This window comes from Mycolicibacterium sp. XJ1819 (genome assembly GCF_053483675.1).
This window is the reverse complement of sequence record NZ_JBEFST010000003.1, coordinates 17,734-32,869: the sequence shown is the minus strand read 5'-3', so window position 1 is coordinate 32,869 and position 15,136 is coordinate 17,734. Positions and strand designations below refer to the sequence as shown.

The following is a 15,136-nucleotide window of genomic DNA, read 5'->3' as shown; positions in this document are numbered from 1 at the left end:
AGGAGCTCCCGTGCCGTTTCCCTGCATATTCGCGATCAAGCCGACTCGAACCCCGACTGGTCAAACTTCAAGGTCTTCGCGTTCTCCGACACCGTACGAATCTTGTTCTCATCAAAGCCTGTTGCGTCGACCGCTTCGATCTCGATCTTCACGATCAGGTTGATGCCCTGTTCCCGAAGGTTGGCGATCACCTCATCGGCGATGTTCTTGAAGTCCATCGCGATCTTGTCCGAGCTGAGCGTCTTGACTCCGTAGAACCGCGTGAACGCGATATCGATAGGGCCGGGGCCGGTTCCAGTTCCGGCGCTTGTCCCAGTCCCAGTTCCCGTCCCGGTGCCCTCTCCGGTTTCAGTGTCGGTGTCGGAACCCGTTTCATTTGGTTTCTCGTGCTCTCGCTGATGGATCGCGACGTCGGGACGCACCAAGAGCAGCGAGTCCGCCGGACTAGGTGCTGAATTCGTGTCTCCGGGGATCCAGAGTCCGACAAACCGTCCTGTGGCAGCGTCGATGCCGGTTGCCAGGGCAAACGCGTCGGTTTCCCAGATCATCGGAAGGTCGAGCACGCCCTCCTCCAGAACACGCCGATCCCGTAGGCGCGGCATGTACGGATACTGGCAATACAGCCCCCACAGCGCGCCGAGGGCGACGTGACCGTCCTTCCAGATCTGTGGCACCTTATTGATCGCGAGGCGAATCGTCACCGCGGCTTGGCGGACGGAAAGATCACCGTCGTTTCCGAGCCGGCGGGAGACCCGCTCAGCCAGCGACTCCGCCTGGCCTTCGACCTTTGTTTCCCGCACAACGAACGGAGCGCTCGCATCGGGTTGTGACGGGACCAGTGCCCACGTAAATGTCTGCAGCAGACGCGACTTCACCGTCTGGTCGGCTTGCGCCTGCCGAGTGGACGCTTGATTTTTCTGGTTCTGGGTGAGATCCAGGTCGGCCTCGTTGGTAAGCACGTGTGACCACCCGAGGTAGTCGCGCGCAGCGGCATCGAGTTCCTCAAGTCGCGCGTCGTCGGCTGCCAAGAACACCAGCATGTTGCGGTTGGTCCGATTGGCGGTCCCACGCTGCTCAGTTGCCTTCTGGGCGAATGCCTTGGCAGGTGAGTCCGATCCGCGTTTGTGCGCCACCTTCGGATGCAGTATTACCAGTCGGGCTTCGTCGGTGTCGGGGATATCCGCGTTCGATTCGGGGCACACATGCACACCTGCGAAGTCGCCACGAGTCTTGGCCTGCCCTTGCAGGCGACGGGCGATTTCGGCCCAGACATCTTCCTTATGCAGTCGCTCCGCCTGGTCCTTGGCGGTGCGGGTGATGTTGGCCTGCAGGTCGTACCAGTACTTGCCAGACCCGGAGTAGAAGTAGGTGGCTCGGTCGCCAAGTTGGGTGAGCGCAGAATGGAAGTTCCCAGGAACATCACCCGGGACCGCTGTACCCAGGAAGACCCGCTGGGTTTCGAGGCCCTTATGAGCCGACCCGATGGTGGGGGCGGCACCGAAGAACACCGTGCGGGCCAGCCGCTTGGTCAGCGACCGCTGACCGAAGACGGGCTTCTCCTTATCGATGCGCGCAGGTTCGGAGGTTGGCCCGTCGACATCGGCGTCGATAATAGCTTTCCACGAATCCTGCAGGTACTGGGTGAGTTCGGCGTTCACGTTGGCTGTGGACAGCGGGATGGACCCGGGCATGATCAAGGGCGAGGCGTCCTCACCAGTCCACAGCGCGTGAATGACGGTGCTCATTAACCGCAGCACGCCTCGGGTGCGCTGGAAACGCTCCAGCGAAGACCACTCTTCGTAGAGCCGGTCGAACAACTCCGGATGGATGGGGTATGTCCGTTTGATCCGGTCTTCGTAGGTGGTGTCACGGGATTCGCGGGGGAAATCGTCGGTGTACTTGCGGTACATATCGACGTAGGCACGCGCGGTGGCTCCGATCGACGCCAGTGCAGCTCCATCAGCTTGGACGAAGAGGCGTTGCCTGACGATCTGGTACGCCTCGGCTGAGGAGGCGGGGCGCCATTGTTCGGCGACGCGACGCACAACATTCTGCAACCTTTTGAGTGCTTCGAGGCCGTGCGCGCCACCGACTTCTTCGGCGTTGCCGGCGACGATCTTGTCGGAATCGTCACCTGTTTCCGACGCGGGGATCGAAATGACCAGCAGGACACCGCGAGTACCTTTGCCAGCCTCGGTGAGCGATTGTGCGAAGGTGAACTGGTCGTCGAAGGTACCGCCGGCCAGGTCGTCGCGGCCGACGAGCGAGCGGGCGTAGGCGACCCATTCGTCGATCAGGATGACCGCGGGGGAGTACTTCGCGAGCAGGTCGTGGAGCGCCTCCCCGGGTGTGGTGCGATCTCCGTCGGCCTTGGCGACCAGGGCGTAGGCCTCGGCGCCTCCGAGTTGCCAGGCGAGCTCGCCCCAGATGGTGTTGACGTGGGTGCCGTCGTCCTTGGTCGTGCCGGCCGGGCTGAAGTGGTTGCCGACGATGGCGACCCGGTTGACCTTGGCACCGGTGTAGCCGTTCTTGGTCAGCAGTTCCTGGGTGTCCTGGGGGAACTGCCCGACGGGCAGTCCTGCGGCGACGTGCCACAGTGCGAGCATCGAATGTGTCTTGCCGCCACCGAAGTTGGTCTGCAGGTTGATAACAGGCGGTGCGTTGTCGTCGCCGGAGAGCCGGCGAACTGCGCGGCCGACGAGGTCGGTCAGGCCTTCGGTGAGGTAGGTGCGGCGAAAGAACTCAACCGCGTCGGCATAGCCGGAATCCTTCTCGCCGCCGAAGGCGACTTTATAAAGGTCGGCGGCAAATTCGGAGGCGGCGAAGTTTCCGGTAGCGACGTCGTGGTGGGGTGGCAGCACTTCGCGCCAGGGCTTGAGGCCCGCAGCCTCGGGGTTGTCGACGGCGGCTCTGAGTGTCTTCTTGTCGTCTTTGTCGGCGGTGACACGGCGCAGGTTGAGGCGGATGGCGTGAACCTCGTCGGCCTCCTTGGCCGCTCCGATGAGCTTGAGCAGTCGCTCGCCGGTGTCCAACGCGCGGTAGGCGTCGTCATCGCTGAAGGTGCCGTTGTGGGCCCACGTGTTGCGGACTTCGCGGAGTTCGATGGCGAAGGACTCCCCGGCTTTGCCCAGTGTTTGGCTGAATGGGTACCAACCCGGCTTGAAACCGTTGGTGATGTTCGTTTCGGTGAGGATGCGGAATTGGACCTGAGGGTCGAGCGGGTTGTAGGTCTTGTCCGACGGCGCGCCCTTCTTCCCATCCTTGAGTTGAACCAGTTTCGTCCAGGCCGCTCCGAGTGCTGGATCGCCCTGCCCGATCACCGAAGCGATGAAGTCATCCAGCGGCGGTGCCATCGTCTGAAACATGCGGTCGATGCGGTCGCGGTTGCTTAGCGCCATCAGTCGTTCTCCATGCCTGCGTCGTTGGGAAACTCCTCGGGCTCAAACTGTGCCGAGTCTTCGTCGGCGAATCCCAAGTCGATGTCTCGCTGCACGGCCTTACCGATCGCCTTTTCGACCAGCTCGCACAGCGATTCGCGCCGCGTACGGAAGAAGTTCTCGAAGTGGTCCTGGCGGAGGAAGTCGGCCGGGATAAGGTGAGTGGCCACAAGGCCGTCGAGGTGAGTCGAGTCAATCTGCGCTCGCGCCTCGATCACCGGAAGGTACGCAGACGGGGCGACACCGCCGATTGTGCGGTTGGTTCGCGCGCTGATCGTCGTCTTGTTGACGATGCTCTCCCGGTGCTCGGCATCGATGCCGTTGGTGTCGCACCACTTCTGGGGGAAGATGTGATGGATGTCGACCGCGAGGTCGACGTACTGAACCTTGTCGAGCGCTTTGTCCTCCATCCAGTCCCGCGCACCTCCGGCCAGGATGAGTGCCGCGATGCCTTTGTAGGCTGCCGCATTGCGCGTGCGCAGCGAGTGCAGACGGGACTCGGTGAAGCTGGCGTCCTGTACGGTCCTCGGCACCGACGCGGAGCCGTCGGTGGCCCAGGACGGAACCATCTCGATGTCACGGGCGAACCGTGATTCGATTGCAGAGCCGTAGAGTTCGCCGAGCACGCCACACCAGAACCAGCGGACGAGACGCTCACTCACACTGATCAGATCTGCCTGTTTGCCCAGCACCACCTTGATGGCGGCCAGCGGAACCAGTTGTTTGGGGTAGGGCACGTCTCGTCGAGCAAAGATGTGCCGGTCAGCCAAGAATGTTGATGCCCAGATGAATGCCTCGCGCAGAGGTTCACGCCATTGTAGATAGTCGCTCAAGGTCAGCTTCAGGACGTCCTCGCGCTTGGCCGAGATGGCCGGCGGCCGGTCGGAGGTGTCGGCGAGATGGCGTTGGCGGGTGGTAAGCATGGTGACCGCTTGTAGGAAGTCGGTGTTCTCGACGGCCGCCAAGACCGGGTATGACGACCACTTGAGTTGGGTCTCCCGCCAGTCGTCGTTGAGCCGGAAGTCTTCGCCGCTCTTGCCGTAGTAGTCGGCGTCGCCGGCGAAGACGGCGGTGAGCAGTTCGAACACGTTGAGGGGCAGGCCACCAATGTTCACCTTCTCGAAGACGGTGGCCACGGCCGCCTTGTCGGTGTCCTCGTCCAAGATGATCGCGGGGATGTCGTAGGTGGTCGACTGCTTGATGAACTTGTCATGAAAGTGCTTGCCTAGCGCTGGGTTCTGCAGTTCCAGGATCCAGCTCATGTAGTCCCCGTAGAGCAGGTTCAGCGGGAAGTAGCCGTGCTCGTGTTGCTTGCCCTGGTCGCTGAGATCGAGCTCCACGTCTTTGCCGAAGTTCGACCGAACGACGCCGTCAGCCGGTACCGAGATCACCGCCTCGTCAACGCGGTTCGGGTCGCTCAGCGCCGTTTCCATGTGGACGAAGTAGCGTCGGTCGAGCAATCGTCCGCGGCTGTCTTTCGTTGCAACCACACCGTTCCCGCTGAGGGCTTGCGTCAGCGATGTCAGACGCTGCTGCCCGTCCAACAGAAGGTACTTCGCCTCGGTGCCTGGGGCGAGGTGAACACCCTCGATGGCGCGCGGCTTGAACCGCACCTGTGAGTTGCCGGTCTTCAGCAGCATGACCGCACCCATCGGATGTCCGCGCAGCACCGTCACCAAGAGCTGACGGATGCGTTCGTCTTCCCATTTGTATCCGCGCTGGAAGTCCGGTAACTGGATCTCACCGGAGCGAGTCCACTTCAGATACTCCCCCAACTCGTACATTGGTGTCAGGAATCCCATGTCAGTCGTCCTCTTCATCGAAGTCGAATGCACTCTGCGAGCTGCTTGCAGGCGTATCCGTTCGTGCGGCATCGGATATCTCGGGCCAACTGGTCACCAGAGTGTTGAAGCTCAACGCGTCTTTGGTCCAGGCATTGCTCTCTGCGATGCGGAACAAGAGGTGCGCCAGCTCTTTGATGAGGTCGGCGTCGACGGTGCCGTCGGGGCGACTCAATGCGGTGCGCAAGAAATCACCAGCCGCGCTGATACCCTCGCCTTCGAGCTTCCTGATCAGGTGGTGCAGCGCCTCCCAGTTGCTGGTGTGGAGGCCCCCGAGAATGTCGTAGTCCGTGCTCAGCTCTGACGGCCTGATGAGTTGGACTTTGCCGGCCCGACTGATCAGAATTCCGCCGCGGTCCATTGCATCGACGGTGGTATTACGGGCGTTGGCGAGGTTGTTCGCGTCCCCGAAAGTCCCAGTGCCGTAGCCATGCTGGCGATACCAGGCGATCGCGAACCGGCTGGTCGAATCGAAGTCGCCCTCCTGCTCATTGAGTACCTGGTCGAGTATCTCATTGATGCGGGCCAACGCAGAGCGCACCGACATTTTGGACCCGTCGGGTTCGAGCACCGCCGAATAGCGGGAGAACACTGCCATACCGGGACCGATAGCGGCTTGCGGAAGATCGACCGGTGCAATCGCGCCTTGCTGAAGTTCCTTCAGGGCGGCAGGGAGTTCCGCCTTGAGCATCTCGACAAACTGACGGCGGTCTGTCGGTGGTGCGTCTTGGGGTCGCGGTCGCAGCGCCAATACAATCGAGGACGCTAGTGCATTCGTATCTTTCGCGAGTAGCCGTCCGGCTCCCTCAGTTCGGATAGGCCAGGTGGCGGTTACTTCCCAAGAAGAACGAATCATGCTTTCCAACAACGTTTCCCAACCGGTCGAAGCCTGGCCTGATTCGTCGGCCTCGCTCTGCCGGAATGCGTAGTACACAGTGATGGGGAAGTTGGCGATAGCGGATTGTCGCGCCGAACGAAACACCGAACTGAAGCCGCTCTCGAAGAATTTCTTGGCGCCACCCTTTCCGTCATGCCGATATGGGTTCGCCACGAGTTCTTCAGCTTTGGGAACGAGCATTGTCGAGAGAAGCTGCGGTGCAATGGGACGAAGTGATCGGCGCAACCATACGTAAAAGAAGTCAGACAGATCGGAGTAGCCGATGTTGTCGTAGTAGGGCGGGTCAGTGCTTATCAGCAAACCGGAAAATGATCGCCGCGCTGCATCCGCTTGGTGAGCCTCGCCGCTCCCAGTAGGCAGAAATTGGATTGCCTTTGCTTGCTTATCGAGGAAGGTTTTCCACCCTCCGCCCGCATCGGAAAGTGTATTTGCCTCGGCGAAGTCCCATGCCATCGGTATCGCCTGACGCGCAAATGTTTCTCTGAACGCTCCGCGGTCGCTCATCCAAGTGGTGATTGAGGAGGACAGATTTGTCATCTTGCTTTGTGTGAAACCAAGATACGTCGCTACGGCGTCGGCGTACGAGGCTGCCCCCGTGCCGCCGGCTTCGAGGCGGTCGCCTTCGGGCATGCCTGTGGCGAGTGCGTCGGACAGCACACGGTCGCGGGCTTCGGTCACTAGGTCGCTGAATGTGGTGAGCGCGGTTAGCTGTCGCGGAGTAAAGAGATCGGAGAACGATGTAAGGCCGTAGCGGACGACATTGATGCGCCCGGGCCAGTCGAATAACTCGCCCGCGGGCACATCATCGGGAACGGCAACGGCTGCCGCAGCTTCGTGCGCCGGCGTAGGTGCTAAGTACAAGCGGGTGCGGCCGCCTTCCGCGACAGTCGCCATCAGCTGGGCAGCCATTCGGCCGGCTCGGCTCTCTGCACGGATGTAGTTCAGCTCCACCGCCGATTGGCAGCCGATGCAGACCGCACCCGTGCGCCCGACAGTGCCGTCGGTCTCACTGGTAGGCGCGCTTTTCGGGTCGTGGCCAATGCTGAAGTGCACTTTGCCGTCGGCGACCGACGGAACGACGAAAGCTTCTTTACCCTTCTTCTTGGCGAGCCACCAGGAGCGCACCAAGGGCATGGCAATGCCACAAGCGGGGTTGGGGCACGTGACAGTCCGCGCCCAGATCCACGCAATCACCGTCGCCTGCGAACCGTCCGGCAGCGTGGCCTTTGGATATAGGTGGCCGATGCGCTTGTCGGCTTCGTCGCGCATCCATTTGCCGTAGCGGCGTACATCCTCTGCCAGTCCAGTGGCGCGGGGCCACGGGTGTCCGAGCTGATCACGGGCAACATAGGGATGAATGGGTGGCTGTCCGGCGAATTTCGGCGGAATCTCTATGAGCGCCTTATTGATCAGTACTGCAACCGGATTCAAGTCAGATGCGTGTGCGTCGAGCCCAAGTCGCTGCGCCTCTAGAGGGATGGTCCCGCCGCCGGCGAACGGATCTAGGATCGGCGGGGGATTGCCACCGGTGGACTTCAGGATCTCGGCGTGGGCTTCAGCAAGTAGCTTCTCGTCCTGAATGTTCTCCCAGACGACCAGGCGCTCGATTAGCTTGTGGAGGCGTTCGCGTTCCTTGCGCTGCAGCTCCTCGGTGGGGAATTCCTCGGGATGCGAGGAGGGGTCGTCGACGAGTTGGGCGAACAGGACCGCGCGGGCTGCGGCGAGCGGGCGACGCGCCCACCACAGATGCAGAGTGGACGGGTGGCCGTGCCGGATCGACTTTTCGCGAGCTGACTCTCGGTTGATCACTTCCAAAGGCAGCGCGACTTCGATCAGTTTGCGTTTGGGCGCTTGGTTCTCGGACGTCATCAGAATGGCTCAGTTCCCTTGTTCCACATTTTGTTCCAGTCACCGCGGACGCCGGTGGCGTCGAAGTCGCCAAGATCCGTCGACGCGAACGGGTCGTCTAGATAACGGACTTGGTCATGGCCTGGGCCTCGCGGATCGACCTTGACCAAAGCCAGCCGGTAGCGGGGTGCTGCGTTCTTGCCGACCATCACCTCGTTGTGCGTAACGAAGAAGTCGGGGGCACCGTCCAGACGGGCTTTGACCTCGATGCGGTAGGTGTCACCGCTGGCATCGGAGGACAGGATGTCGAACCCCTTGTTATTGAACGCCTGTTCGACCGGTTTACGGCCAAGCGTTCGTTCCGTCGCCATCACTAGGTCGACACCTCGACGCTCGATCTCTTTGGTCTCTTTGGCATGCATAGGTGCCGACGCAGGCAACTCGCCGTCCACCATGGAAACCGGGAGTACAAGTGCGGCCGTCATGATGCGCGGTGGCTTGGTCGACATCAGCGCCTGCTTGTCGAGCAGGTCAAGGCGTTTGCGTAGACGAGCGTCGAGCTCGACTGCTTTCCGGTTAAGGCTCTCAGCCGACTCTTTCGGCTTCTCGCCCGCGCGTTCCTTCTCGGCTGCGACGGCAGCGTCCAGAAGGAGCCGGTCACGTTCTCCTTCAAGCCGTTTCACGACAAGCTCCCGAGCCTTGGCAAGTTCTGCCGCTCGGCGGGGTTGCACCTCGGTGAGGTACTCGGGCAGTTGGGTGGTGATGATCCAGCTGGTTGCGCGATCTTCAGCTTCGGTAAGCCAAGGAGACTGTCGTGCCGCGGCAACGGCTGGGGTATCGGGTGCGGCGACGCAATCCAGGTATGGTGCCGGGCCGGCGGGCGTCACGGTGCCGAGGCTGTCGACATAGGCGTAGCCGAATCGTCGGGACACTGCGGCACCGGTGGCGTCGGCGACCTCTTCGACGACACCGACCAGCAGATGGGGCTCCTCCAGCGTCGCCGACACGAGCACCGTGCCGCTGTTGAGAGTGCCGCCGAAATGCCGGATAGCTTCGTCCATCACCGCGTCATGAAGCGGGTGTCCTGGCGCGAGCAGGTCGGCGCGCGCCAGTTCCTCGGAGTGCACGTGTTCCAGATCGAAGGCGACTCGGTCGTACTTGGTCGCGATCGGCTGGTACTTGCTGGCTCTGATTTGTGCTGGGACGTTGGCGATCTCGTAGCGGCCGCGTTCGCGTTTGGCGATGCGGCCACCGAGCCGGGTGAACGCGGCCTTGAATGCGAGTTCGATGTAGTGCGGTTGTAGACGGCGGGCACGTGCTTCGTCCATGGCGGCGCGAAGCTTGGCGAGATCCGCGTCGGCGAGGTGATCCGACGCCAGCGCGCGTTCGTCGAGCAACTCTTTCAGTCCATCGGCCACCTTGTGGTCGATGACCTCGTGCATCTTGGCCTTCACGTCGTCGCGCTCACCGTAGCGGATCGCGTCTAGTAGCAGGTCACGTAAAGGTGTATCGGCAAAAGCCTCGCCGAGAACATCGAAGACCTTGCCGCCGTAAGCCTTTCGCTGTTCTTCGATCTTTTCCAGCAGGCGTTCGAAGACTGCGCCTTCGCGGGTGTTGCTGGCGACGAGATTCCATAGCCGGCAGACTTCTTCTTGGCCGATGCGGTGGATTCGGCCGAAGCGCTGTTCGATGCGATTGGGGTTCCACGGTAGGTCGTAGTTGACCATCAGGTGGGCGGCTTGAAGGTTGAGGCCTTCGCCGGCGGCGTCGGTGGCTAGCAGGATCTGGCAGTCGCGGTTCTTGGTGAACTCTTCGGTGATCATGCGCCGTTCCTTGCGGCGCACCCCGCCGTGGATGGCCTGTACGGCGTTGGGCTTGCCGATCAACGTCCGGATGCGGCCGGCGAGGTAGTCGAGGGTGTCGCGGTGTTCGGTGAAGATGATGAGCTTGCGCGGCCACCCGTTGGCGTCGACGGTCAGCGCTTCGTCTTGCAGGATTCTGCTGAGCTCGGTCCACTTGCGGTCGGTGCCGGAGTCGCGGACTTGCTTGGCAACCGTCGTCAGGTCTGCGAGTTCGAGGATTTCGGCGTCGAGTTCCTCGACGGTTTGGGCAGCGGTGGCAGCGTCGAGCAGTTCCTCTTCCAGTTCTTCGATCTGTTCGGAGTTGTAGTCGTCGGCGTCCAGGCCCTCGAAGTCGATGGTGGGTTCTTTATCGGTGTAGGTGCCGTTGAGGATTTCCAGCTTTTTGCGCTCCAGGCGCTCGGTGCGCCGGACCAAGCTCCTATAGATGGCTTCGGGGCTGGATGCCAGGCGACGCTGCAGCACGGTCAATGCGAACCCGACGGTGTTCTTTCGTTTGCCGCCCACCCGGTCGGCGCGGTTCATGCCTTCGCGCACGTAGTCGGTGACCTCTGCGTACAGCGAGTACTCCAGCTCGGTGAGCTCGTAGGGCACGGTTTCGGCGCGACGTTCGGGAAACAGCTTTTTGCCCTCGAACGTCAGAAGGTCTTCCTTGACCATCCGACGCATGATGCCGTCGGTGTTGGCGGTCTTGGTGTTCTTACCCTCGAAGCGGTCGCGGTCGAGCAACGTGAGGAAGAGCTGGAAGTCTTCTTCTTTGCCCGAGTGCGGCGTCGCGGTCATCAGCAGCAGGTGCCGGGTGATGCGCCCGAGCATTTCACCGAGCAGGAACCGTTTCGTCTTCTCCAGTTTGCCGCCGAAGTAGTGGGCGCCCATGCGGTGGGCCTCGTCGACGATGATTAGATCCCACTCGGTTTCTTTGAGTTGGGCCTGTAGCTCCTCGTTGCGCGACAGCTGATCCATTCGCGCTATCAATAGCGGGTTGGTCTCGAAGACGTTCAAGTTGACGTTGGCGTCGATGAGCTGGTTGGTCAGCAGGTCGAACCGCAGCCCGAACTTGAAGAACAGCTCGTCTTGCCACTGCTCGACCAAGCCGCCGGGGGCGACGATGAGGCATTGACGCACGTCGTCGCGCAGCAGCAGTTCCTTGATGTAGAGGCCGGCCATGATGGTCTTGCCGGCGCCGGGGTCATCGGCGAGTAGGAAGCGCAGCGGAGTGCGGGGGAGAAGCTCGCCGTAGACCGCACGGATCTGATGGGGGAGCGGCCGGACATCGCTGGTCGCCACGGCCAGCATGGGGTCAAACAGGCCCGCCAGCGTGATCCGCTGCGCCTCCGCGACCATCTTGAAGTCGGTGGCGTTGGCATCGAACGCGCGGCTGCCGGTCTGGGCGACGGTGAGGATGTCCTGGTCCTTGCGGAACACGACCTGCTGACCGAGTGCGCCGTCGTTGGTCTTGTAAGTCAGCTCCAGCGCGTCGGTGCCGTGCCATTGGGCGAAGATCACCGTGATCACCTGGGACGGGATCAGCCCGTCGATGCGCAAGCCAGGCTTCAGCTCTTCCAGCAGCACTGTTTGTCCTCCCCGTCGATAGCCGGCCCACGCTAGTCGACCCCTCCGACAGTATCGGGGGTAGTCCGCGAATCGTCGCTAGGTCCGCTAATCTCCCGCAAGGGAGCGAGTCGATCAACGGGGACCATGGGAAGCGACGAACAGCCGTCGACATCGGCAATTGGTGACGAAATACGAGGCTGGGTCGACGCCGCCACAGCAGTGACCGCGGCCCGCCACGAGATTGCTAAAGCGGCCGTCGCACAGTCCGCAGCACTGCGAGCGCGGACTGTGAAGGCCCGACGAAACAACCGCTACCTCTGGCACGTCATCCCGTTGCGCTCCACCGACCAAGCCGTCTTTCAAGCCACGGCGCGTTCGGCCTGCCTCCCGCCTATGCACCCCGACGTTCAACGAGAACTCGACCGGCTCACCACCGAGGTCGCTGCGGCGACGGCGGACTTGAGAAAGGTCACGGGGTTCGGCCGCCTGTTGATGTTCGGCGGCACACGGGACAAAGCCAACCAGGCTGCACAGTTCCTCACTGACTACCGCCGCTGGTTCCACACCAGCGGTATCGGCCAGGCTATCGACCAGGCCAGGCCGGTTGACGATCCGCGGATTCGGGCCCTGACCGTGAACGACGCGCTGGCCGACCGGGTGGGGTTCAAGCAGCAGCTACCCGACCACGGCCAAACCGCGACGCTTGAAGACTCGACGACCTTCGCGATCCTCCCGAACGCCACAGCTGTCATCCGGCGCGCAGCCGCCGAAGAGTCCAAGCTGCGCAGGTCTGCAGTTGACGCCGGCAACAAGGTCCGAAACAAAGAGACCGACCGGATGCTGGCAGACATGTCCGTCGAACGGCTCCGGGAAGCCACCCGCGACAAGATCCGCGTCGGGGCTCTGACGGACAACGGCATCACCAACGTGCTCGCCGTCCTGAACAACGAGGGCATACTCGAGTGCTTCGACGGCATCGGGGAGACCTCCGCCACCCGCATCCGCGCTGCCGCTCGGACACTGAGACAGAACACCTTCGATGAGATGCCGATGCGCATCGACATTAAGAACCGCACCCCAGAACACACTGAATTCCTGCGCCGCCTCCGCGCCTGGGATGCGGCACGTCGTGCTTCCACGTCGTCGGCGGACATGGCGATCGTCGAGGAACTGGCACCCGTTGCGGCAGCCATCGATAACACGGTCACCCATGCCATCGTCATTCCGACCGCATTGTCGACCGCCGAGGACTTCCGCGACGCCATTCAGATTGTGGCCCGGTCCGCGCGTGCGATCGCCGATGCGCAAGACGCGGCAACAAGCGGGGACCCGTGGGAGGACTTCCTCACCCGACCTGCAGACTACTTCGCGCTCCTCGCCGAACTGGGATTCATCACCGAGGATGACGAGAAGACCCACGGCGACCTGCCCACCGAAATAATTGAAGCGGTACGTGATTTCGAGCTGAAAGACGACTACCTCACAGCGTCGCTACGCGGATATCAAAGCTTCGCTGCACGCTTCGCTCTGGTCCAGCGGAAAGTCATCATCGGCGACGAGATGGGCTTGGGCAAGACCGTCGAAGCCATCGCAGCTTTGGCGCACCTTCGCGCGAAAGGCGAGCACAACTTCCTCGTGGTCTGTCCCGCGGCAGTAGTGACGAACTGGGTCCGCGAAGTCACCGCCAAATCGAAACTGCCCGCGCACCGCCTACACGGGCCCGACCGACAATGGGCGGCCAAGAACTGGGAGCGCAACGGCGGCGTCGGCGTCACTACCTTCGAGACCCTGCGTTGGCTCAACGACGAGGTCTCCACGCCAGCGCTCAGCTGCGTGGTCGTCGACGAAGCGCACTACATCAAGAACCCCGACGCGCTTCGTACGCAGCGAACGTCGCAGCTCATTGACTCCTGTGAACGAGCGATTCTTCTCACCGGCACACCGCTGGAGAATCGGTTGGACGAGTTCCGCAACCTCGTCGGCTACCTGCGTCCCGACCTAATACTGGATGCAAACGAGTTCGCTCCGAAGAAGTTTCGTCGCCAGGTGGCGCCAGCGTACCTGCGCCGCAACCAAGAAGATGTCCTCACCGAGCTGCCCGAACTCGTCGAGGTCGACGAGTGGATGCCAATGTCGGGCGAGGACACCTCCGCCTACCGCGCTGCCGTAGAGCAGCGAAATTTCATGGCCATGCGGCAAGCCACGATGAAGCAGGGCCTCAAGTCGACCAAAATGCAGCGCCTGGTCGAGATCGTTCAGGAGGCAGAAGCAAATGGACGCCGTGTTGTCGTCTTCTCACACTTCCTCGACGTCCTGAGCGACATCGCACGGCACATGCCCGGAAGGGTCTTCGGCCCATTAACCGGTTCAGTCGCAGCCAGCCAGCGACAGGTACTGGTGGACGACTTCTCCGCTGCCAAGAAGGGTGCGGTGCTGGTCGCCCAGATCGTCGCCGGCGGCGTGGGCCTGAACATCCAAGCGGCATCTGTCGTCGTGATCTGCGAACCACAACTCAAGCCCACCACCGAATGGCAAGCCATCGCCCGTGCACACCGCATGGGACAGCTGGAATCCGTGCAGGTCCATCGGCTGCTGTCCGAAGAAGGTGTCGATCAAAGGCTCCGAGAAATCCTCGCAACGAAGAAAGCGCTATTCGAAAGCTTCGCGCGCGAGAGCGATATGGCCGCAAGCGCTCCGGAAGCCTACGACATTACGGAAGCGGAACTCGCCCGCGACATCATTGCCGCCGAGCGCGAAAGGCTCTTTGGCCAACCGGCACAGGCCGCGCCCGCCCGAACCCCAGCCGAGACGAAGATCGGAGACAGCACGGCCGCTTCCGAGCAACCCCGCCGCGAGCGTCCGCCAGCTTCGCGGGGGCCGTCGACACCGGTACCTGTCATTCATCCGCCGCCAACGCCCCGTAGCCCGGCGGCCGAGCCTGGGCCTTCGAACCAGGAGTCCGCCCGCACTAGGGAGGGTACGTTTGCTGACCGGCCGCGCCGCGTCGCTCCGCAACAAAAAGAGTCACCCGCGTCTTTGAGCGCTATGCCGCAGGCGACCAGCCCTGGGCTTCCGGCACTGAAGACCTATCCTGTTTTCTCCGAAGCGTTGTCACCGATCTCGCAGACACCGGCCGACCGCATCATCGACAACATTGTTCGCATTGTCGGAGTCGAAGGTCCCGTGACTGGCTGGCGGATACACCAGGTGTACAGAAAGAGCGCGGGCAGCGCTGAGTCTCACGACGAATTTTCTCGACTAATCAACAGGGCTATCTCAGCGGCTGAGCGCCGGGAGAGGATCGTTTCGGAGAATCCTTTCAACCAAACCGGCAATAAGCCAAGGACTTTCAGGCTACCGAGCCAGTCCTCAGCAGTCGCACGCGAACTCGGTCCCCGGACCATTGACATCGTGCCCCCAAGCGAGGTGCTGCAGTACTGTCGGAATGCGTCAGCCGGTAAAACGCTGTCTGAAAACGAATTGGTTGACCGGGTGGGCAAGCTGCTCCGTACCAAGCAAGTACCAACTGAGCTCCGGAACGCCGTCATCGCGGCGCTGCGCCGGGATGCGAAGGCCAGCGAACAACGTGTCACGAGCCCCGCGCGTGCGTCGGCTTTAGGATCAAACGGTCAAGGTTCCCAGAGATCAGAAAGCGTCTGTCCCTCGTGCTTTACAGTCCATGCAGGTGAGTGTGCATGA

General features: G+C 62.1%; 5 protein-coding genes. 1 reads left to right on the top strand and 4 read right to left on the bottom strand.

All coding sequences use genetic code 11. From position 1 onward, the window contains the following. Positions 1-35: 35 nt before the first annotated feature. The 4 genes from ABQE89_RS03680 to ABQE89_RS03665 are packed head-to-tail and all read right to left on the bottom strand — an operon-like array spanning position 36 to position 11,455. Positions 36-3,398, bottom strand: coding sequence for a Swt1 family HEPN domain-containing protein (locus ABQE89_RS03680; RefSeq protein ID WP_448414257.1), 3,363 nt, complete (start codon positions 3,396-3,398; stop codon positions 36-38). Then, the gene (locus ABQE89_RS03675) at positions 3,398-5,257 is read right to left on the bottom strand and encodes a GmrSD restriction endonuclease domain-containing protein (RefSeq protein WP_448414255.1); all 1,860 of its coding nucleotides are present in this window, start codon (positions 5,255-5,257) and stop codon (positions 3,398-3,400) included. The genes ABQE89_RS03680 and ABQE89_RS03675 overlap by 1 nt, the downstream gene beginning before the upstream one ends. Next, positions 5,241-8,045, bottom strand: a complete 2,805-nt coding sequence (locus ABQE89_RS03670) for a DUF1156 domain-containing protein (RefSeq protein WP_448414253.1) — start codon at positions 8,043-8,045, stop codon at positions 5,241-5,243. The genes ABQE89_RS03675 and ABQE89_RS03670 overlap by 17 nt, the downstream gene beginning before the upstream one ends. Beyond that, positions 8,045-11,455: a helicase-related protein gene (locus ABQE89_RS03665; RefSeq protein ID WP_448414251.1), complete on the bottom strand. Its 3,411-nt coding sequence runs from the start codon at positions 11,453-11,455 to the stop codon at positions 8,045-8,047. Before ABQE89_RS03665 ends, ABQE89_RS03670 begins: the two co-directional genes overlap by 1 nt. A 126-nt stretch (positions 11,456-11,581) precedes the next feature. On the opposite strand from ABQE89_RS03665, the gene ABQE89_RS03660 reads away from it, so the two are divergent. Further along, on the top strand, positions 11,582-15,136 hold the full coding sequence (locus ABQE89_RS03660; RefSeq protein WP_448414249.1) for a DEAD/DEAH box helicase: 3,555 nt from the start codon (positions 11,582-11,584) through the stop codon (positions 15,134-15,136).

What these genes read in the sequence shown, in the direction of transcription:
- ABQE89_RS03670 (WP_448414253.1), bottom strand. Translation starts at nt 8,045, where the DNA reads ATGACGTCCGAGAACCAAGCGCCCAAACGCAAACTGATCGAAGTCGCG.
- ABQE89_RS03675 (WP_448414255.1), bottom strand. Translation starts at nt 5,257, where the DNA reads ATGAAGAGGACGACTGACATGGGATTCCTGACACCAATGTACGAGTTG.
- ABQE89_RS03680 (WP_448414257.1), bottom strand. Translation starts at nt 3,398, where the DNA reads ATGGCGCTAAGCAACCGCGACCGCATCGACCGCATGTTTCAGACGATG.
- ABQE89_RS03660 (WP_448414249.1), top strand. Translation starts at nt 11,582, where the DNA reads ATGGGAAGCGACGAACAGCCGTCGACATCGGCAATTGGTGACGAAATA.